At 59.8% G+C, this 17,060-nt stretch carries 23 protein-coding genes and 1 pseudogene; 17 read left to right on the forward strand and 7 right to left on the reverse strand.

Features of this window, described 5'->3' with window-relative positions:
- The 3 genes and pseudogenes from ACC569_RS05520 to ACC569_RS05530 form a co-directional block, all read left to right on the forward strand.
- Positions 1 to 249, forward strand: a pseudogene (locus ACC569_RS05520) (hypothetical protein); the annotation flags it as partial.
- A 55-nt stretch (positions 250 to 304) separates the two neighbouring features.
- Positions 305 to 1,327: a class I fructose-bisphosphate aldolase gene (locus tag ACC569_RS05525; protein ID WP_372522495.1), complete on the forward strand. Its 1,023-nt coding sequence runs from the start codon at positions 305 to 307 to the stop codon at positions 1,325 to 1,327.
- A 48-nt stretch (positions 1,328 to 1,375) separates the two neighbouring features.
- Positions 1,376 to 2,134: a hypothetical protein gene (locus ACC569_RS05530; RefSeq protein WP_372522496.1), complete on the forward strand. Its 759-nt coding sequence runs from the start codon at positions 1,376 to 1,378 to the stop codon at positions 2,132 to 2,134.
- Between the two features lie 218 nt (positions 2,135 to 2,352).
- Here the strand turns inward: ACC569_RS05530 and ACC569_RS05535 are convergent, their stop codons facing one another.
- Complete coding sequence (locus tag ACC569_RS05535) at positions 2,353 to 2,808, reverse strand: LEA type 2 family protein (RefSeq protein ID WP_372522497.1); 456 nt, start codon at positions 2,806 to 2,808, stop codon at positions 2,353 to 2,355.
- Between the two features lie 265 nt (positions 2,809 to 3,073).
- Here ACC569_RS05535 and ACC569_RS05540 point away from each other — a divergent pair, with 265 nt between their 5' ends.
- From ACC569_RS05540 to ACC569_RS05555, 4 genes are all read left to right on the forward strand, one after another.
- A complete protein-coding gene (locus tag ACC569_RS05540) occupies positions 3,074 to 3,478 on the forward strand; it encodes a hypothetical protein (protein ID WP_372522498.1) in 405 nt (134 codons plus the stop codon).
- A gap of 36 nt (positions 3,479 to 3,514) precedes the next feature.
- Complete coding sequence (locus ACC569_RS05545) at positions 3,515 to 3,964, forward strand: YaiI/YqxD family protein (RefSeq protein ID WP_372522499.1); 450 nt, start codon at positions 3,515 to 3,517, stop codon at positions 3,962 to 3,964.
- Between the two features lie 14 nt (positions 3,965 to 3,978).
- Positions 3,979 to 4,785 carry a hypothetical protein gene (locus tag ACC569_RS05550; RefSeq protein WP_372522500.1) on the forward strand — a complete coding sequence of 269 codons (807 nt, stop codon included), beginning with the start codon at positions 3,979 to 3,981 and terminating at the stop codon, positions 4,783 to 4,785.
- Between the two features lie 387 nt (positions 4,786 to 5,172).
- Entirely contained in the window at positions 5,173 to 6,456 is a 1,284-nt protein-coding gene (locus ACC569_RS05555; RefSeq protein ID WP_372522501.1) for an MFS transporter, read from the forward strand.
- 107 nt (positions 6,457 to 6,563) lie between these two features.
- On the opposite strand, the gene ACC569_RS05560 is transcribed toward ACC569_RS05555, so the two are convergent.
- Entirely contained in the window at positions 6,564 to 6,824 is a 261-nt protein-coding gene (locus ACC569_RS05560; RefSeq protein WP_372522502.1) for a hypothetical protein, read from the reverse strand.
- A gap of 415 nt (positions 6,825 to 7,239) precedes the next feature.
- Between ACC569_RS05560 and ACC569_RS05565 the strand changes: the two genes are divergently transcribed.
- A complete protein-coding gene (locus ACC569_RS05565; RefSeq protein ID WP_372522503.1) occupies positions 7,240 to 7,677 on the forward strand; it encodes a hypothetical protein in 438 nt (145 codons plus the stop codon).
- Between the two features lie 146 nt (positions 7,678 to 7,823).
- On the opposite strand, the gene ACC569_RS05570 is transcribed toward ACC569_RS05565, so the two are convergent.
- Both ACC569_RS05570 and ACC569_RS05575 read right to left on the reverse strand, forming a co-directional pair.
- Positions 7,824 to 8,324 carry a Slp family lipoprotein gene (locus tag ACC569_RS05570; protein WP_372522504.1) on the reverse strand — a complete coding sequence of 167 codons (501 nt, stop codon included), beginning with the start codon at positions 8,322 to 8,324 and terminating at the stop codon, positions 7,824 to 7,826.
- 29 nt (positions 8,325 to 8,353) lie between these two features.
- Complete coding sequence (locus ACC569_RS05575; protein ID WP_372522505.1) at positions 8,354 to 8,893, reverse strand: Slp family lipoprotein; 540 nt, start codon at positions 8,891 to 8,893, stop codon at positions 8,354 to 8,356.
- 423 nt (positions 8,894 to 9,316) lie between these two features.
- Here ACC569_RS05575 and ACC569_RS05580 point away from each other — a divergent pair, with 423 nt between their 5' ends.
- From ACC569_RS05580 to ACC569_RS05595, 4 genes are all read left to right on the forward strand, one after another.
- Complete coding sequence (locus ACC569_RS05580; protein ID WP_372522506.1) at positions 9,317 to 9,805, forward strand: heme-binding protein; 489 nt, start codon at positions 9,317 to 9,319, stop codon at positions 9,803 to 9,805.
- Between the two features lie 14 nt (positions 9,806 to 9,819).
- Positions 9,820 to 10,221, forward strand: coding sequence for a DUF6504 family protein (locus tag ACC569_RS05585; protein WP_372522507.1), 402 nt, complete (start codon positions 9,820 to 9,822; stop codon positions 10,219 to 10,221).
- Between the two features lie 71 nt (positions 10,222 to 10,292).
- Positions 10,293 to 10,988, forward strand: coding sequence for a VIT family protein (locus ACC569_RS05590; protein WP_372522508.1), 696 nt, complete (start codon positions 10,293 to 10,295; stop codon positions 10,986 to 10,988).
- Positions 10,989 to 11,008: 20 nt separating this feature from the next.
- Positions 11,009 to 12,022 carry a PHB depolymerase family esterase gene (locus tag ACC569_RS05595; RefSeq protein WP_372522509.1) on the forward strand — a complete coding sequence of 338 codons (1,014 nt, stop codon included), beginning with the start codon at positions 11,009 to 11,011 and terminating at the stop codon, positions 12,020 to 12,022.
- Here the strand turns inward: ACC569_RS05595 and ACC569_RS05600 are convergent.
- On the reverse strand, positions 12,006 to 12,371 hold the full coding sequence (locus ACC569_RS05600) for a cupredoxin domain-containing protein (RefSeq protein ID WP_372522510.1): 366 nt from the start codon (positions 12,369 to 12,371) through the stop codon (positions 12,006 to 12,008). The two genes, ACC569_RS05595 and ACC569_RS05600, sit on opposite strands and share 17 nt — an antisense overlap.
- A gap of 4 nt (positions 12,372 to 12,375) precedes the next feature.
- Entirely contained in the window at positions 12,376 to 13,269 is an 894-nt protein-coding gene (locus ACC569_RS05605; RefSeq protein WP_372522511.1) for a metallophosphoesterase, read from the reverse strand.
- Positions 13,270 to 13,422: 153 nt separating this feature from the next.
- Here ACC569_RS05605 and ACC569_RS05610 point away from each other — a divergent pair, with 153 nt between their 5' ends.
- Positions 13,423 to 13,974 carry a sigma-70 family RNA polymerase sigma factor gene (locus ACC569_RS05610; RefSeq protein WP_372522512.1) on the forward strand — a complete coding sequence of 184 codons (552 nt, stop codon included), beginning with the start codon at positions 13,423 to 13,425 and terminating at the stop codon, positions 13,972 to 13,974.
- A gap of 1 nt (position 13,975) precedes the next feature.
- Positions 13,976 to 14,749, forward strand: coding sequence for an anti-sigma factor (locus tag ACC569_RS05615; RefSeq protein WP_372522513.1), 774 nt, complete (start codon positions 13,976 to 13,978; stop codon positions 14,747 to 14,749).
- Between the two features lie 118 nt (positions 14,750 to 14,867).
- Here the strand turns inward: ACC569_RS05615 and ACC569_RS05620 are convergent, their stop codons facing one another.
- The gene (locus ACC569_RS05620) at positions 14,868 to 15,062 is read right to left on the reverse strand and encodes a hypothetical protein (protein ID WP_372522514.1); all 195 of its coding nucleotides are present in this window, start codon (positions 15,060 to 15,062) and stop codon (positions 14,868 to 14,870) included.
- A 509-nt stretch (positions 15,063 to 15,571) separates the two neighbouring features.
- Here ACC569_RS05620 and ACC569_RS05625 point away from each other — a divergent pair.
- From ACC569_RS05625 to ACC569_RS05635, 3 genes are all read left to right on the forward strand, one after another.
- A complete protein-coding gene (locus ACC569_RS05625) occupies positions 15,572 to 15,700 on the forward strand; it encodes a hypothetical protein (protein WP_372522515.1) in 129 nt (42 codons plus the stop codon).
- 39 nt (positions 15,701 to 15,739) lie between these two features.
- A complete protein-coding gene (locus ACC569_RS05630; protein WP_372522516.1) occupies positions 15,740 to 16,207 on the forward strand; it encodes an MEKHLA domain-containing protein in 468 nt (155 codons plus the stop codon).
- A gap of 83 nt (positions 16,208 to 16,290) precedes the next feature.
- Positions 16,291 to 16,923: a DsbA family protein gene (locus ACC569_RS05635; RefSeq protein ID WP_372522517.1), complete on the forward strand. Its 633-nt coding sequence runs from the start codon at positions 16,291 to 16,293 to the stop codon at positions 16,921 to 16,923.
- Positions 16,924 to 17,060 lie beyond the last annotated feature (137 nt).

Raw genomic sequence — 17,060 nt, forward strand, 5'->3', positions numbered from 1 at the left:
GACCTGCCTGCCACCATCGTTCTGGAAGACAGCCAGGGCATGGGCCAGGGAATGACCTTGTCGAGCGCCCCCGAGGTGATCGTGGTGGCGCGTGTCTCCAAGTCCGGCATGGCTAACGCGCAAAATGGCGACCTGGAAGGCGTGAGCGCGCCCGTTAAGAAGGGCACCAAGTCTGTTTCGATCAGCATTGCCAACGTGGTGACCGGCCAAAAAGAATCGGGGTCACCTCATGGTAAATCGCAAATGTAGCTTGGCGATGGCCTGATCTCCTCACTGAAGAGCATCCTCGCTGGAGGGCAGAGCAATGAACATCGACGAACTCAAGTCCGTGGCAAATGCCATTGTCGCGAAACAAAAAGGCGTGCTGGCGGCGGATGAAAGCAGCCCCACGATCAAGAAGCGCTTCGATTCGATCAAGCTCGAGTCCACCGAAGAGAACCGCCGGCGCTACCGCGAAATACTTTTTACCACCGACGGCATCGAACGCTATATCGGCGGCGTTATTCTCTTCGATGAAACCCTGCGCCAGAGCACCCGCGACGGCATCCCCTTTGCCAAGCTGCTGTCGAGCCGCGGGATCGCCCCAGGGATCAAGGTGGATAAAGGCGCCAAGGCGCTGGCGCTGTACCCCGGCGACAAAGTCGCCGAGGGTTTGGACGGCTTGCGCGAACGTCTCGCCGAGTACAAACAGCTGGGCGCGAAGTTCGCGAAATGGCGCGCAGTCATCGAGATCGACGAGCACAATGTTCCGTCAGCGTTCGGTATTCGTGCCAATGCCCAGGGGCTGGCGCGTTACGCCGCGCTGTGCCAGGAGATTGACCTCGTGCCGATCGTGGAACCGGAGGTGCTCATGGACGGCGCCCACGGCATCGAGCGCTGCGAAACGGTAACGTCGCAGGTGCTCGAGGCGGTGTTTGCCGAGTTGGACGCGCACCGCGTGGTGTTCGAGGGCATGTTGCTCAAACCGAACATGGTGATCGCCGGTATGAAGTGCGCGCGTCAGGCCGGCGTGCAACAGGTGGCCGAGGCCACGATGCGCTGCCTGACCCGTTACGTGCCGGCGGCGGTCCCCGGAATTGTATTTTTGTCCGGCGGGCAGAGCGCGGAAGACGCCACCGACCATCTGAACGCCATGAACGCGATGGGCCCGCATCCCTGGCAGGTCAGTTTCTCTTACGGGCGGGCGCTGCAAGCGCCGGTGCTGGCCGCGTGGAAGGGGCAGGAAAGCAACGTGGCCGCCGCGCAGAAGTCGCTGCTGAAACGCTGTCAATTGAACGGCCTGGCGCGCGACGGGAAGTATGCCAGGCCCATGGAGGCGGCTAACTGATACTGGCGTCCGGAATCGGACCGCCGAATACCCAAGGAAGGGGGAAACATGAAGAACACGGGACCGATATTCGGTGCATTCAATCAGGGAGCCGTTCCCACCATCGCGTGCTTCAACAAGGCGACGACCGCTCTCGGCGTCGACTTCGACGCCTTGATCGCCGCCCTGCAGGTGTACGTGGATAAATTTGTGGCGCCGGTATGGGGCACCCCCGCGAAGCTGATCAAGTCCAAAGGGTTCGTGAAAGGCGCCTGGGCGATGGTCTTTCTCGACAATGCCGATCAGCCGGGCGCCCTGGCGTATCATGATCTCACGCCCGATGGCCTGCCCCAGTCCAAGGTATTCGTCAAGACAACACTCGAGAATCATGACTTGGTGAGCGTGTCGGCGTCCCACGAACTCGTGGAAATGCTGGTGGACCCGGCGATCAACCTGATGACCACGGGCCCCGATCCGAAGGTCATCTACGCGTATGAGAGCGCGGATCCGGTCGAGGCGCTCAGTTTCCGCGTCAAGGGCATTTCGATGTCCGACTTTGTCTATCCCTCCTACTTTGAAGCATTCCACAAGCCAGGGTCTGTGCCGTTCGACCATCTTAAGAAGGTCACGAAACCGTTCCAGGTCCTCGCCGGCGGCTATCAGATCATTTTCAAGAACGGCAAGTGGAGTCAAGTCTTCGGCTCGGTTTCGAAAAAGAAACGCTTCGCGCACGAAGATCGCCGCGGTCACCGCAGCGAGCAGCGCGCGACGAAGCGGCTGATGCGTGCCTCGAAACAGGCGATCGCGCGCGCGGTGCGCAGGGGCTGACGCATGCTGTACCGTGCGTATAAGATTTGTCGCTTGGCGAACTTTCAGCGATCGCACCAGGGTCAGATATGACATCTGACTAGAATCGGACGGTCATGAAACAACCGAAGCAATCCTCACCGCGGGCCGGAGCCAACCCGCGTTAAAGCTCACAATGGGAAGTTTTTTGAAAATCCTTGTGCGTGCGGGCCAAGTGGCATTTGGCCCCAGCCGGGCGCTTAGCGCCGCTGGCCAATCTCGCCCTGGTAATCGAAAGGCAGTTTGCCCAGGTGGTTCGCGACGCTGATGCCGCCCGCCAGGCGATAGCGCAGGCTCTGTCCCTTGCCGCTCTCGAGTCCGCGAATCTGATCGAGGATTCGGGCAAGATTGCTCGTCAGCTTGATTTCAACCACGGCCTCTCCATACGCCGGTACCGTAACCGGTTGGTCGCTCACGCCGCGCCCCAGCTCGGTGTCGTTGATGTCGAGCTGAAAGTTCATCCCGGTGATGGGCAGCTCGACAGGGTTGGGATTCTGCACGCGAATCTTCAGGCCATAGCGCTGTTCAAAAAGCGTCATATCGAGCATCCGTAAGTCCGTGAGGGTCACGTGCGGGGTTTCGAGCGGCGTTTGCCAGGCGGCGCAGCCGGCGAACGTGCCGGCGACAAGCAGGAGAAAAGTTACGAACTTCTTCATCGGGTAAGCTGTGGCGGCTGTGAGCCGGAACAAGATGTCGCGTTATTCCGAGCGCTTTTAATATGTGAGTTCGATTGTATCAAACCACCACCCGTTGAACCAGAAAACCGACCAGAGCAAAATTACTCACACGTGGCTTGCGGTCCGCCGGTTCGGCGGCCGTTGACATTTACACCGGTAAACCCTCAAATGTCCGCAGTCGCCAGGAGGCGTGGCTGGGTGCCGCGAGTGACTGCGTCACGAAGCGTGAAACGGGGAGACAATAATGCGATGGATTCTGATGATTTCGAGCGGCGTGCTGGCGGCGGCACTGGTGCTGTTGGGGTTGTATATCATGCTGGCGCTGAACTGGAGCTACTCGGACGGGGAGCGCACCGGTTATCTGCAGAAATTCTCGCGCAAGGGCTGGATTTGCAAGACGCACGAAGGCGAGCTGGCGATGACCACGGTGCCGGGCGTCGCTCCGATACTTTGGGATTTTACCGTGCGCGACGAGGGCATCGTCACCCAGATCAACACGCTGGTCGGTCAGCGTGTCGTGCTGCATTATGAGGAACATCGCGGGCTGCCGACGAGTTGCTTCGGCGATACCGCTTACTTCGCCGATCGCATACAGACTTTGGATAATTCCGTCCCCGCGGGACAACCTGCGTCCTCTACCAGCAAATAAACAAAGATCAACCACGCCAGGGATTGGAGTGATTTGATGAAAATCTGGGTCGACGCCGACGCCTGCCCGAATGTCATTAAGGATATCCTGTTTCGTGCCGCGACACGCGCGCGCGTCTCACTGACGCTGGTGGCGAACCAACTGCTGCGCACGCCGCCATCCCCCTATATCAAAGCCATCCAGGTGCCGTCCGGTTTCGACGTCGCCGATAGCAAGATCGTACAGCAGCTGCAACCCGGCGACCTGGTGATTACCGCCGACATCCCGCTCGCGGCGCTCGTCATTGAAAAGGGCGGCCACGCGCTCAATCCGCGCGGGGAGTTTTATACCACCGAAAATATCCGCGAGCGTCTTACCATGCGCAACTTCATGGACGAGCTGCGCAATACCGGCGTGAACACCGGCGGCCCCGCGGTGCTCAGTCTGAGCGACCGGCAGGCGTTTGCGAATCAGCTGGACCGGTTTCTGACGAAGACCAGAGGCTAGGGTAAGATTGTCGCATGCCGCATCTGAATGACGTTTCGCAGGAATTGTCTGTCCGTCTTCCCGGTCTGGCGGTGCGCTGGCATAACGGTGAGTTCGACGCGGCGGTGTTCGCGGCCCTGTATTTTCTCCATTGGCAGATCGCGACGCACGGCCAGGCGTTCGCGTCACGCAAATGCAAGAACGATCCGCGGCCCGATGCGGAGGAATGGCTGGCAATGCTGGCGGCGCCGCAGAGCGAGACGCGGCGCGCGCGGTTGATCGATTGGCTGGAGCGTTATCAGTTTCGCGGCGTGATCGGTAACGTGCCGGTCGCGCTGGTTCAATGGCTGCGGGGCGCCTGGCCGCTTATCTTGCGAGAGGATATCCCGAGCCCGCGGGATATCCTGCGTTGGCAGGCACGCGGTACGCGTGCGGTGACGGTGGTTACGATTTGGCCGCGTGCGCGCGAACCGGTGCTGAACAAGTCCGATGCCTTTGCCTTTTTCCGGCACGATCTGGAACATGCCTACAAGTTTTACCACTCGCCGGCGCTGTACACCGGCCAGTGCGCGTTTTTCGCGCGACTGGAGGCGGCTTTCGACCGCGGCGTGTTCGCGCCGTATTTCGACGACGCTGAATTTGTCACCCGGTTTCATTACCTCATGAGCGACATGAACACGCACCCGGAGCACAGTCGCCAGTACCTGCGCGCGATCCTGATCGAGTTTTACCGGCGCCGCGAATGCAAAACACTTATAGAGTGGCTGAACGCGGCCGCGGAGCGGGCCATTGCCAATGTCATGCGCGCCCTGGAGGCGCCCGCGCTGGTTGCCTGCGCGTGAGTACCGACGGATGGAATCCCCGCTAACGCGGGGATGATATGTAAAGCCTGGATTCCCGCTTTCGCGGGAAAGACAAGCTATAAAGAAAAAGCCGCCCAAAGGGCGGCTTTTGTTATTTCAACCCTGTTGCTACCCAGGGTGCAACAAAACCCGTTGCACCGCGTTCCGCGGGCATGATAATCAAAAAGGTTGTCACCCCCGTGAAGGCGGGGGTCCAGGTTTTACATATAGATTCCCACCTTGTCTTGAACATCATTCACGCGCCAGTAGGGATTCAATATAGACGGCCCTGGAGAAGCCCGCGCCGCTGCCGAGCGACGGTGTTGGCCAGGGAACTTCCGCTTTGCTACGCTGGGATTTGACGCAACCACCTAAACGCCAATCCGCGTGAACACGACCACCGCCGGCGACGCCGACCCCACGGCCGGGAAGACGGTATTTTCGATCCTGATCGCCATCAGCGTCTGCCATCTGTTGAACGACATGATGCAGTCGCTGCTGCCGGCGATTTACCCGATGCTGAAGAGCAGTTACGGGCTCGACTTCGGTCAGATCGGTTTGTTGACGTTTACGTTTCAATTCACCGCCTCGGTGCTGCAGCCGATGATCGGTTTCTATATCGATCGCAAGCCGAAGCCCTACTCGCTGGCAATCGGCATGGGCTTTACGCTGTCCGGGTTGGTGCTGTTGGCGTTTGCCCACAATTACGCGGTGCTGCTGCTGGCCGCGGCGCTGGTCGGTACCGGTTCATCGGTGTTTCATCCGGAGTCGTCGCGCGTGGCGCGCATGGCCTCGGGCGGCCAGCATGGGCTGGCGCAATCGGTGTTTCAGGTGGGCGGCAACGCCGGCGCCGCCATCGGTCCGCTACTCGCCGCGTTTGTCGTGTTGCGTTACGGACAGTCGAGTGTCGCGTGGTTTTCCCTCGCCGCTTTGCTGGGCATTTTCCTGCTGATTCACGTCGGCCACTGGTACAAAGGGCACGGACTGGCGCGGATGAAGTCGCGCACGACGAAGGGCGCGGCGCACGCCGCGCTGCCGCGCGGCAAAGTGAGAATGGCCATCGCGGTGCTGATTGCGTTGATCTTCTCGAAGTTCTTTTACATGGCCAGCATGACCAGCTACTACACTTTTTACCTGATCAACCAGTTTCATGTTTCGGTGCAGAGCGCCCAGGTTCACCTGTTCGTGTTTCTCGGCGCCGTCGCCTTCGGCACCATCGCCGGGGGCTCGCTCGGCGATCGCTTTGGCCGCAAGGCCGTGATCTGGGCGTCGATCCTCGGGGTGCTGCCATTCACCCTGCTGCTGCCGTATGCCAATCTGTTCTGGACCGGCGTGCTCAGCGTGCCGATCGGCGTCATTCTCGCGTCCGCGTTTCCGGCGATCGTGGTTTATGCGCAAGAGCTGATGCCTTCCCGGATCGGTGCCGTCGCCGGCCTGTTCTTCGGTTTTGCTTTCGGCATGGCGGGTATCGGCGCGGCGGTGCTCGGGGAGCTTGCCGACGCGACCGGCATTCAATATGTTTTCCACGTTTGTTCGTTTCTTCCGGTCATCGGCCTGCTCGCCGGTTTTCTGCCGCACCTGGAGACGGAAAGCCGGCACCAGCGCTTGCCGACGGTTGCGGTGGACATGACTGGCAACGTCGACGCGGTCCCGCCGCGATCCGCGAAATGACAAAGCCATCGCGACGCGGAATCGGCCGGTGATGTCTGCCGTGGAGAAATCCGCGGCGCGACTTGCCTGCGCGTGAGCGCTGGATATTTTTCTGGCTGGCTTGTGAGCTACGCGGAGCGGCTAAGCGTGCCGTGACCTGGCTGGCCTGCCTGTGGTGTTTTCCAATCGGCCAACATGCTTGCTAATATTGTCTTGGCTTGGGTCTCGGTGACGCCGTAGATCGCATTGAGTTCGTCCGCGGTCTTGGCGGAATTCACCGGGTAGTAGAGTCGTTCGCCGTAACGTATCGCGATCGTCTCACCGGTATGGGGCAGGGTGGCAAACGCTATTCCGGGAAAACCGGCATCGGTGGTTTGTTCCTTACGCATGGTCATCCTCCTGTTGGCGTGTGGCAGATCTCGTCGTGAGAGCATGGGCTTCTTCCTTGACGCCGTGGTGCGACACGTCAGCGGCAAGAATTGCAACAGCCTAAGCTGCGTTTGTTATAGTGACATGACAGTGCACGGTCAGTTAATGGACATCCGACCATGTGTCGAAAGCCATTGACGAGCGGACGTGGGCCTCTGGCCTCCGTTTTCGCCTGGGCAAGTCATGGTCGGTATGAGGAATAACCCGAGGTTCATTAGGTCTTTTCTTGATTCGTTAGGGCGGGCGCTTAATGTCTCTGGAACCATAAATGATTCGGCCTCGACGATTCGTCCAAACCCTCACTTTCTTTCAGGCTAACTACAATTAGACATGGCGACACCAGTCACCACATAGCGAACGATCAAGGAAGACGCGATGTCATCGGCACAAGAGCGGGCCAAGGCGCTGGCCCAGGAAATGAAAAGAGCCATTATGGAGGCGAAGACCGCCGAGGCGCGTGCCAAGCGGCTGGGCGATGAAGTGTTGCTGGCTCTGGCCGAGGCCAAGAAGGAGGCCGAAACGGTCAGCACGATCGTCGAATACCCGATCGGCCGCTATGAATGCAAACAATGCGGGGTAGGGTCGATCTTTTCGCAGACGTACCGGGAATTGCCGGCGTGCGATAATTGCGGCAGTCGTGAATACGTCGGTGCCGAGCCTACGATCACGAAAATCACACCTCCACCGCCGAAGAAATATTCGTCCGGCATGTATGAATGCACCGGCTGCCGCACGCGTATTGTCCTGGCGGAGGATACGGACGAGCTGTCACCGTGCGACGTATGCGGCGCTTATAAGCTCAGGGCGGTGTGAAGATTCAAAAGAGTCACCAACGGAACTCCCGTTCATTACCGGCTAGTGCCGTTCCAACTAATTTTGGCAACTCTCCCGTCTCGCGCGCCCATCATTACCGCTGGCAATTTCGCCGTTCAACTCAGGAAAAATAAGTTGGAACGGCACTAGTGAATGATCCCGACACCGATGCCGAAGTGAAAACTGGGCTCGCTGCGATCGGCGGATGGTTTTGGCCACAGCTGCAATTTAGTCGCCACCACGACAGGGTAGACGTATTTTGCCTCACCCACCGTACCGCTGCGGGTTTCCGTCACGGTGCCCACCACCGTGATCAGCCGGCCGGGCGCATAGTCGGCGGTCTCGAGATAGCCGGGCTGGATCACGAGAAACCGCCCGGTCGGCTTGGCGTCGCGGTTGGGGCGGTTCTCTGAATCGAGCGGATAACCCACCACCTCGATCTCGCTCTTGTCCTTCAGGTTCTTCGCGGCGGCGATCAGGCCGCCCCAGGCTACGGTGTGGTTGAGCATGCCGGCCACGTCTTTCGCCGCTTCGACGGGCGTGACGCGGGGGTCGGCGCTGCCGATGTCATACGGCGTGGTGCAGCCGCTCACGAGGAGCGTGCTGCCGATCAACAAAGAGACAGCCAATGCATTGCGGCGGCTCATGGGTGTTTCCTCCATGCTTCTCATCAAGGTTAATAGGGCCACGGCCGATAGTATGGCCAACCCCACGGATACCACGGGTTATAAAAAAACGGATCGTAATAATACGGGCGGTACGGATACGGCATCGGGGGCGGGCGCGGCTTCCACAAATAAGCATCATCGGCTCGGACCAGCGGATAGGTGTAGCGAAATTCGCCGATCGCTTGTTCGACGGCGCCCTCGACGCGTCCGCGCACGGTCACCTCGCGTTCCGGTTTGTAGATCGCGGGATCGAGGAAGCCCTGAACCTTCGCGAGAAAACGGCCCAGGCTGCGGTCTTCTTGCCGCGGCCGGCCTTCGTCATCCAGATCGCGTCCGACAATTTCCAATACCGTGTGGTCGCGCTCATTGCGGGTGCTGACGATGTTACCGCCCCAGCGCACGACCGTGTCGCGAAACTGCTGTGGCTGTTCGCGCACCTGCGCGATCTGCACGTTGCCCGGCGCCGCGGTGCGGATGGCCTCCGGCACCACGCTGGCGCAGCCGCCGAGCACCACGGCCGCGATGACACTCACTATATATATACGCATAACCCGATTCTTCGCTGCGACGCCTGAGAAACTGATTATTCATTAGACCACTATTTTGCTCATAATGTCCTTTAGGGAAGCTCTGATTAAGTATGCCGTTCGTCCTGAGCCGTTCGCGCATCGACAGACTCAGTGCGAACGGTCGAAGCCTGTGGAGAGCCAGTCGAACCAGGCTCGCCACGAAGGACTTAATTAGAGATACCTTAGCCAGGGACTATCGAGCTATCGTCGTGGCCATGGGCAACTGTCGCCAGTTGGCGCAGGCAGATTAGCCTGATACAGGAAGGGAAAATACCGGATTTCATGCTAACGCCGTGCGACATCAGTGGGATCGACAAGCTCAAGCCGGTGTAACGCTTATATATATAGTGTCGGTTTCCGTTCCCCCTGGCATTATTATTCTTCGGAGATATCATCATGCGCATGAAACGGCTCTTCCCCGTGCTGTTGGGTTTCATTCTATCCTTTCCGATCCAGGCGGCGGATGTGCTGAACGTCAAACTGATGACGCTCGACCTCGCGCGCGATATCGCCAACCATACGCTGGAGACCTGCCGCAAACAGGGTTACCAGGTGGCGGTCGTCGTGGTGGATCGTGCCGCCGTGCCGCAGGTGGTGTTGCGCGATGTCTACGTGGCCCGTTTTGCCACCGAGATCGCCGAACGCAAGGCCAATGCGGTCATCCTCTCGGGCATCGGTTCGGGCGAGTTGCGCAAGAATCGCTCCGACATCCGCGCCGAGCTGAACGAGATATCGGGTGTAATACTGATGGCGGGCGCTCTGCCGATCCGCGCCGGAGGTTCGTTGATCGGCGCGGTGGGGGTGAGCGGCGCGCCCGGCGCCGAAAAGGACGAGGCCTGTGCCGCGGCCGGCATCAAGGCGGTGCAGGATCGGCTCGATTTCGCGGAGTAAACAGGGCAATGACCATGCCCGAGCGATTCATCAGTGAAGCCATCCAACCCGTCGCGAAGACGTACGATACCGCGCGCATGGCGGTCGGGGAGCCCGGACTCCCGCGCGAGTTCGTGTGGCGTGGCCGGACCATCGCGGTTGCGGCCGTGCTGCGCTCTTGGCGCGACACCGGCAAGTGCCGCCACGGCAGTCCCGAACTGTACGTCCGCAAGCATTGGTTCGAGATAACCACCACCGCCAACGATACGATGAAGATCTATTTCGACAGGCAGCCCCGCGGCGGACGCCACGGCGCGAGATGGTGGCTGTTCAGCATCAGCGCGTCAGAAAAAAGCCCGACAACTGATCGAGGCCGGCTGAAGATAATTGATAAGAAATCTAAAACGGGCCATGCTCTCCGGAGCGAAAAGGATTGAATGTACTCTGATCACTAGTCAGGTGCCGCGGCGCTTTATGCTGTTCGCTGCGTACCGCAAGGAAAAAAAGAATGCCTCTATTTCATCGGGAACGGCACCGCACGCAACACATAGGCTGGCTGCGCGCCGCCGTGCTGGGCGCGAATGACGGCATCGTGTCGACGGCAAGCCTGGTAGTGGGCGTGGCCGCCGCGGACGCGACCCACGGCGCGGTGTTGGTGGCTGGAGTCGCCGGCCTGGTCGCCGGCGCCATGTCCATGGCCGCGGGTGAGTATGTGTCGGTCAGCTCCCAGTCGGACACCGAGAAGGCGGACCTCGATCGCGAGCGCGGGGAGCTCGCCGCGGATAACGACCACGAGCACGAGGAACTGGCGGCCATCTACGTCGATCGCGGGCTCGATCCCGAACTCGCCAAGCAGGTCGCCGTACAGATGATGGCCAAGGATCCGCTGGCGGCGCATGCGCGCGATGAACTCGGCATCTCGGAGATGATCACCGTCCGCCCGATCCAGGCGGCGCTGACCTCGGCCGTCACCTTCGCCGTGGGCGCCGCTCTGCCGCTGCTGACGGTCGTCATTTCTCCGGTCACTTATTTGATTCCTGTCGTTGCCGGAACGTCGCTGGTATTCCTGGCGCTGCTGGGCACCCTGGCGGCCTACACCGGCGGCGCGCCGGTCGTGACCGGCGCGGTACGCGTTACGTTCTGGGGCGCCATCGCCATGGCGCTGACGGCGGGTGTTGGTCATTTGTTCGGCGCGGTTGTGTGAGGAATTTTATTAGGAACACGATGCATCTCAGCATAAGGACCAAGCTACCGGTATTGTTAGGAACAATAATCCTGCTCGGCGGCGCGACCGGAGCCACGGGCCAGGCAGCGTCCACGAAGCCCACGAAAATGCATTCGGGCGATAACTCGATTGAGCTTACTGTAGACGGCCTGAAGCGGCGTTACATCGTGCATGTGCCGGCCGGTTATGACGGGAAAACCCCGGTTCCCGTCGTCATCATGTTTCATGGCGGCGGAGGCAAGGCGCGCGGAGCGATGCAAGAGACGAGCTGGTCTGACAAGGCGGATAAAGAAAAATTCCTCGTGGTGTACCCGGAAGGCGTGCCGCGCGATCCCACGCGACGCGCCAGCTTCGTGTCCAATCCACAGAGCTGGAACGATGGGTCGGCGCGTTCGGTACTGGGAGCCGCGCAAAAGAACATCGATGATGTCAATTTCATTAATTCCCTCCTTGACGACCTGACCGTCCGGTTCCGCGTGGATCCGCGTCGGATCTATGCCACCGGCTTTTCCAACGGCGCTTCCATGACCTTTCGCGCGGGACGAGAACTTTCCGCGCGCCTGGCCGCGATCGCGCCCGTCGCGGGCAGCGACTGGTTGGAACAACCCGCGCCCACCCGTCCCGTCTCGCTGCTCTATATCACCGGCACCCAGGACCCGCTCAACCCGATCGACGGTGGCGACATCAGTATCGGCGCGCGCCCGATGGGCAAGAAACCGCCGGTGCGGGAGTTCATCCAGAAGTGGGTGAAGATGCTCGGCTGTGCGCCCGCGCCGGGCGTGATTCACGATAAGGACGGCGTCCAGGGCGTCGCCTACACCGCCTGCCATGAAAATGCCGAGGTGGTTTTTTATACCGTTGCCGGCATGGGGCATTTCTGGCCGGGCGGCATGAGCCACCTGCCGGAACGGGTCATCGGAAAATCCTCCGATAAGATCATCGCTACCGATGTGATCTGGGAGTTCTTTCAGAAGCACCCTATTTCACTCGACAACTTTACTCGACAACCGTGATGGTTCCCGTCATGTCTTCATGCCCTGATCCGCAAAAGATGTCACAGAAGAAAGTGAAGGTTCCCGCCTTGTCGGGCACGATACGCAGGCGAGTGACTTTCCCGGGAACGATATCGGCGCGCACCCCCAAGTCCGTTACGCTGAACCCCATGAGGACGTCCTCGGTCGTGAACTCCAATATCACCGGCTCACCCTTCTTGAGCGTGATGTGGTTCGGGGTGTAGTCGAACTTCTTCGCCGTGATCTTGATGACCTGCTCGGCGGGTTGCGCGGCCACGTGCGCCGCGCCGGCACCCAGGCCGATAAAGAAAGCAATGGCGATGACAGCTGCGCGACTGTTGGAGTTCATGGCGCTATCCTTTCTGTACCGGCAATTCGGTAATGACGTATTCGTCCTTTTTGACTTCCGCCTCGACGCGGCGATAACCCAGTCCTTGGTAGGGATGCGCCGCATCCCACGGCAGCGGCGTGCGTTTGGGCTGCGAACCGGGCGCGGGCAGGGGAAACATCAGGGATTTTGCGGAATGGTGGGCAATATGGCCGGTCATATGATGGTTTTCCTGGTGGATGTGTCCGTAAAACACGGTGACATTCGGGTGCGGCATCAGCAATTCCACCGCCTTGGCGCCATCGCGGGTGGCCCAGTCCCATTGCGGATAGAGGTCGAACAGGGGCCGGTGCGTGAACACCACGATGTTCGCATCCTTGGGCAACTGTTTGAGATCGGCGGCGAGCCATTGGAGTTGCGCTTCGCCGATATTGGCCGCCGGGTCGGAGACGTTATCCAGAACGATGAAATGCACGCCTTTATGGTCGAAGGTGTAATGCGTTCTGCCGAAAAATTCCTGGTATGCCTCGCCTTTGTCCAATGAAGCGTCGTGCTCGCCGGGCATGAAGCGGACGTCCTTCACTTTCAGGTCGGCAACGATATCGCGAAACTCCGCCAGGCGTTTTCTCCGCTCCTTCGGGTCATCCGTGGTATGGGTCAGATCGCCGGTGAACACGATGAAGTCGGGCTGTTCCGCCAGACCGTTAACCGCCGCAACCGCCTTTTTTAGCGTTCCCTTCGCGTCGGGATTGGGTGGGCCCTCGAAACCCCAATGGCAATCGGATAATTGGACGAAATAGAAGTCCTCGGCGGCGGCACCCGTGCCGTAGGCGGCGGAGGCCGTTCGGCCGAGGCCAGAGGCGAATACGATGCCGCCAAGCCCGGCCAGTCTCATGAAGTCACGTCTGTTGATTTTCATGCTCTTCTCCTCAGGTTGCGGTAAGGTGGTGTACTTCTCACAGGCAATACCGGCCGGGTTGGCGAAATATTCCCGCCGGTGGTCTTTTTTATGGGAATAAACCACGGTCAAAGACGGTATTGACCATTGAAGGATGATCCAAGGATCCGAGAATTGGCTGAGAAACCCCATGCCCAACGTTTCGAGGAATTGGCGTTGCCGCACCTCGATGCCGCCTACAACCTGGCGCGCTGGCTCACGCGCAATGATCACGATGCGCAAGACGTGGTGCAGGAAGCCTATTTACGCGCCTTCAAGTTTTTTGGCGGTTTTCACGGGGACAATGCGCGCTCCTGGCTGCTCGCCATCGTGCGCAACACTTGTTACACCTGGCTTCAGCAGAACCGCGGGTTTCACGCCAACGTGTCGCTCGATGAGCTGCTCGACGCGGGAGAAGCGGACGCCGTGCTTGCCGCCGTCGAGCTGTCCGAAGAGGGCCCGGAGAAGCTCATGCGGCGGGAAGACGACAAAGCCATGCTGAACCGGGCGCTCGAACGATTGCCGGAGGAATTTCGCGAGGCGATCGTGCTGAAGGAACTCGAGGACCTGTCGTATCGGGAGATCGCCGCCGTTACCGGCGTACCCCTGGGCACGGTGATGTCGCGCCTGTCGCGCGCCCGGAAACTTTTGTCTAAACATCTTCAGGAGTTCGTGCAGGAGTCATGACGTGGATTGCGTAGAAGCCAAAGACCTCGTGCATTTCTACATCGACCAGGAGCTCGACCTGTTGCGGGTCGTCGACGTCGACAAGCACTTGCAGTCCTGCGCCGCCTGCCGCGATCTATATGACCGGCAGCGCGCATTGCGTTCAACCTTGAGACGCGACGCCAGTTATCATCGCGCGCCGCCGGAGTTGCGCGAGCGTCTGCGTTTCGCCATCCGTGCCCAAACAAACGGAACGACCCGCCCACGCGCGCGCGGGCGCAGCCAGTGGAATGCCGGCCTCGCCGTCGCCGCGGCCGTGGTGTTGAGCGTGAGCGTTGCGCTTTACATCGTCCTCCCGACGCCGCAGGATCGTCTGGAGAATGACGTCGTTTCGAGTCACGTCCGTTCGCTCATGGTGAATCATCTCTCGGACGTCGCGTCCTCCGATCAGCATACGGTCAAGCCTTGGTTCAACGGCAAGCTCGATTACTCGCCGCCCGTCAACGATCTGACCGCGCAGGGCTTTCCGCTGATTGGTGGCCGGCTCGATTACCTGGACGATCGCCCCGTGGCGGCCCTGGTTTACCGTCACCGCCAGCACGTGATCAATCTCTTTGTCTGGCCGAGCGCGGATGCACACGAACAGAAACAGCATGCGCTGTCGCGTCAGGGCTACAATCTGCTGCACTGGGCTCACGGAGGAATGGAATTCTGGGTAGTCTCCGATCTCAACGAAGCGGAATTGACGCAATTTGCCGGTGAACTTTCGGTGTCGACGGCGCCGCATCCGGGCTGACGCCCGTAGAATCCCAGCCGCGCATTCACCCCTCCGCGCTCATAGCGCGCATAAAAAAAGACAACCTCCGGACCTGCCGGAGGTTGTCCCTTCACAGCGAACAAAACGTCAGCGCAGACTAACCGCTCTGGTACATCTCGAAGTAATCCTGCGGTGAGATCTTGTTGAAGTCGTTCGTCTTGACGTTGTTGCTGCAACTGGCGGAATTCCCGTCGGCGGACTCCGCGCTGGCGGATTGCGTGAAGAAAACATACGCATTGGCGGTGACAAGCGCAAACAGCGCGGCTGTCAGTACATTACGTGGCTTGGTCATGGTCAATCTCCTCATTGGTTAGTAAACAAAGAACATTTCGGATGAATCTCGTACGACATACATTTCGTACTTACAATGCAATACCCGTCAGGTCGCTGAAATATTCCCCATGACCGATATCACGTTCGGAAATAAACCAACGTCGAAGACGAGGGAAGACGTGCGACGGGCTTTGTGGATGAATCTTCAGAGTTCAGCAACCTCGCTTTTGCCGAGGCAGACGCGTGCAACGGCGTATTGCCGATGCGGTTCTTAATGCTTTCGGATTTTCTGGAGAACCGCGGTAAGTTGGATTTTTCGCCACCGGTGTATGATTTGACCACGGAAGGCTTCCCTCTCTATAGTGTTCTGGACGGTTCCGGATGATGAACCGGCACAGTTGGGTAAATTCAGGGAAATGCTTCTGGTATATTTGAGTGGCGGCTGAGAAGCGGCGCGGTCATCGCTTGATCGCTCGAGTATCATATGGCCGCCGGCGGTTAAATTTCATTGAATCGGATCCGTGAGTCATGAAGACATTCTTTGTGGTGGGAATTGTCTTAAACGTCGTACTCACCGGCCTGGCGCTGTACTGGCTGTGGCGCCAGCGCATGCCGAAGAAGGGCAAGGATGAGAACTGGAAAGGCGAAGGCGAGTGACGGCCTGTTTTGACGTTCGACGCGTACCGGGATGACGGTATGGAAGCACCACAGGAGAACAATGAATATCTCTCCGTTCACGCGCGCCAGTTGATTGAAAGCTACCGCCGCTGGACCGGCCGCGATCTGGTGGATCCCGAATTATCTCCGGTCGAGCAGGCGCGGGCGCTGTATGAAGCGCCGTTCGTGACGGCCTCGCACGGCGCCGAAGTGGACCCGGTTTTCAATTACGCCAACCGCGCGGCACTCACGCTGTTCGAAACCACCTGGGCGGATTTCACGTCCATGCCTTCGCGCCTGTCGGCGGAGCCGGTATTGCGCGAGGAGCGGGCGCAACTTCTGGCGCGGGTGAACCAACACGGCTTCATCGACGACTATAGCGGCATACGCATTTCCACCAGCGGTCGCCGTTTCCGCATCCGGCGCGCCACGGTATGGAACGTGGTCGAGGCGCGCGGCGCGCCGGGCGGTCAGGCGGTGGTGTTCCGCGACTGGGAATATCTTTGATCCGGTGCAGGGACGGCAGGTTTCATAAACAGCTGAGGCGAGCGTAGGCTATCTCGCCAACGCGCACGCCAAGGAGTGGTCTTATGGCGCAGGAACGAATCTTGTGGTATTTCGCCGATCCCATGTGCTCCTGGTGCTGGGGGTTCACGCCGGCGATCAGCGCCATCAAGGAGAGCTACTCGGACCGGCTGAAGATCGCCCTGATGCTGGGCGGCCTGCGGCCGGGAACGACCGAGCCGGTGACGCCCATATTCCGCAAGGAAACGCTGCACCATTGGCAGGACGTGCATAAGATGACGGGCCAGCCGTTTGCCTTCGAGGGCGCGATGCCCGAGGGTTTCGTGTACGACACCGAGCCGGCCAGCCGCGCGGTGATCGCCGTGGCCGGGATCAACCCGGAGGCGACCTTCCCCTATTTCAAATCGGTGCAGGCGGCGTTTTACACCCAGGGACAGGACGTGACCCAGACCGGGACGCTCGCTGAACTGGCCGCGCAACATAATATAGACAAGCCCAGGTTCCTGGAGCGCTTCGAATCCGAGGACGTCAAGCACAAGACGCGCGCGCATTTCCGGATCACGCGCGAGGCCGGTGTGCGCGGCTTTCCCACGATCGTGTTGCAGGCCGAATCCGGCCGCAAGCTGCTGACTAACGGTTGCCGCCCGCTCGAGGAACTGCGCCCGGAGCTCGAGGCCTGGCTAGCGGAGACGGCGTAACGGATTCCACGAAATATATCGAAATACCTCTCCCACAGTAACGATCCGCGATCTTGTGCGGTGCCGAGTCGGATTGCAACGTACGAGTTGCTTTAAATCCTCCAGGCAGAAGCGACATGTCTGTCAACCCGTCGCCG

Origin of the sequence: Sulfuricaulis sp. (assembly GCF_041499725.1) — a bacterium.
In the GTDB taxonomy this organism is placed as follows: Bacteria; Pseudomonadota; Gammaproteobacteria; order Acidiferrobacterales; family Sulfurifustaceae; genus Sulfuricaulis.

Coding starts and splice junctions, on each gene's coding strand:
- ACC569_RS05525 (WP_372522495.1), top strand. CDS start 305: ATGAACATCGACGAACTCAAGTCCGTGGCAAATGCCATTGTCGCGAAA.
- ACC569_RS05530 (WP_372522496.1), top strand. CDS start 1,376: ATGAAGAACACGGGACCGATATTCGGTGCATTCAATCAGGGAGCCGTT.
- ACC569_RS05535 (WP_372522497.1), bottom strand. CDS start 2,808: ATGAAGAAGTTCGTAACTTTTCTCCTGCTTGTCGCCGGCACGTTCGCC.
- ACC569_RS05540 (WP_372522498.1), top strand. CDS start 3,074: ATGCGATGGATTCTGATGATTTCGAGCGGCGTGCTGGCGGCGGCACTG.
- ACC569_RS05545 (WP_372522499.1), top strand. CDS start 3,515: ATGAAAATCTGGGTCGACGCCGACGCCTGCCCGAATGTCATTAAGGAT.
- ACC569_RS05550 (WP_372522500.1), top strand. CDS start 3,979: ATGCCGCATCTGAATGACGTTTCGCAGGAATTGTCTGTCCGTCTTCCC.
- ACC569_RS05560 (WP_372522502.1), bottom strand. CDS start 6,824: ATGCGTAAGGAACAAACCACCGATGCCGGTTTTCCCGGAATAGCGTTT.
- ACC569_RS05565 (WP_372522503.1), top strand. CDS start 7,240: ATGTCATCGGCACAAGAGCGGGCCAAGGCGCTGGCCCAGGAAATGAAA.
- ACC569_RS05570 (WP_372522504.1), bottom strand. CDS start 8,324: ATGAGCCGCCGCAATGCATTGGCTGTCTCTTTGTTGATCGGCAGCACG.
- ACC569_RS05575 (WP_372522505.1), bottom strand. CDS start 8,893: ATGCGTATATATATAGTGAGTGTCATCGCGGCCGTGGTGCTCGGCGGC.
- ACC569_RS05580 (WP_372522506.1), top strand. CDS start 9,317: ATGAAACGGCTCTTCCCCGTGCTGTTGGGTTTCATTCTATCCTTTCCG.
- ACC569_RS05585 (WP_372522507.1), top strand. CDS start 9,820: ATGCCCGAGCGATTCATCAGTGAAGCCATCCAACCCGTCGCGAAGACG.
- ACC569_RS05590 (WP_372522508.1), top strand. CDS start 10,293: ATGCCTCTATTTCATCGGGAACGGCACCGCACGCAACACATAGGCTGG.
- ACC569_RS05595 (WP_372522509.1), top strand. CDS start 11,009: ATGCATCTCAGCATAAGGACCAAGCTACCGGTATTGTTAGGAACAATA.
- ACC569_RS05600 (WP_372522510.1), bottom strand. CDS start 12,371: ATGAACTCCAACAGTCGCGCAGCTGTCATCGCCATTGCTTTCTTTATC.
- ACC569_RS05605 (WP_372522511.1), bottom strand. CDS start 13,269: ATGAAAATCAACAGACGTGACTTCATGAGACTGGCCGGGCTTGGCGGC.
- ACC569_RS05620 (WP_372522514.1), bottom strand. CDS start 15,062: ATGACCAAGCCACGTAATGTACTGACAGCCGCGCTGTTTGCGCTTGTC.
- ACC569_RS05625 (WP_372522515.1), top strand. CDS start 15,572: ATGAAGACATTCTTTGTGGTGGGAATTGTCTTAAACGTCGTACTCACC.
- ACC569_RS05630 (WP_372522516.1), top strand. CDS start 15,740: ATGGAAGCACCACAGGAGAACAATGAATATCTCTCCGTTCACGCGCGC.
- ACC569_RS05635 (WP_372522517.1), top strand. CDS start 16,291: ATGGCGCAGGAACGAATCTTGTGGTATTTCGCCGATCCCATGTGCTCC.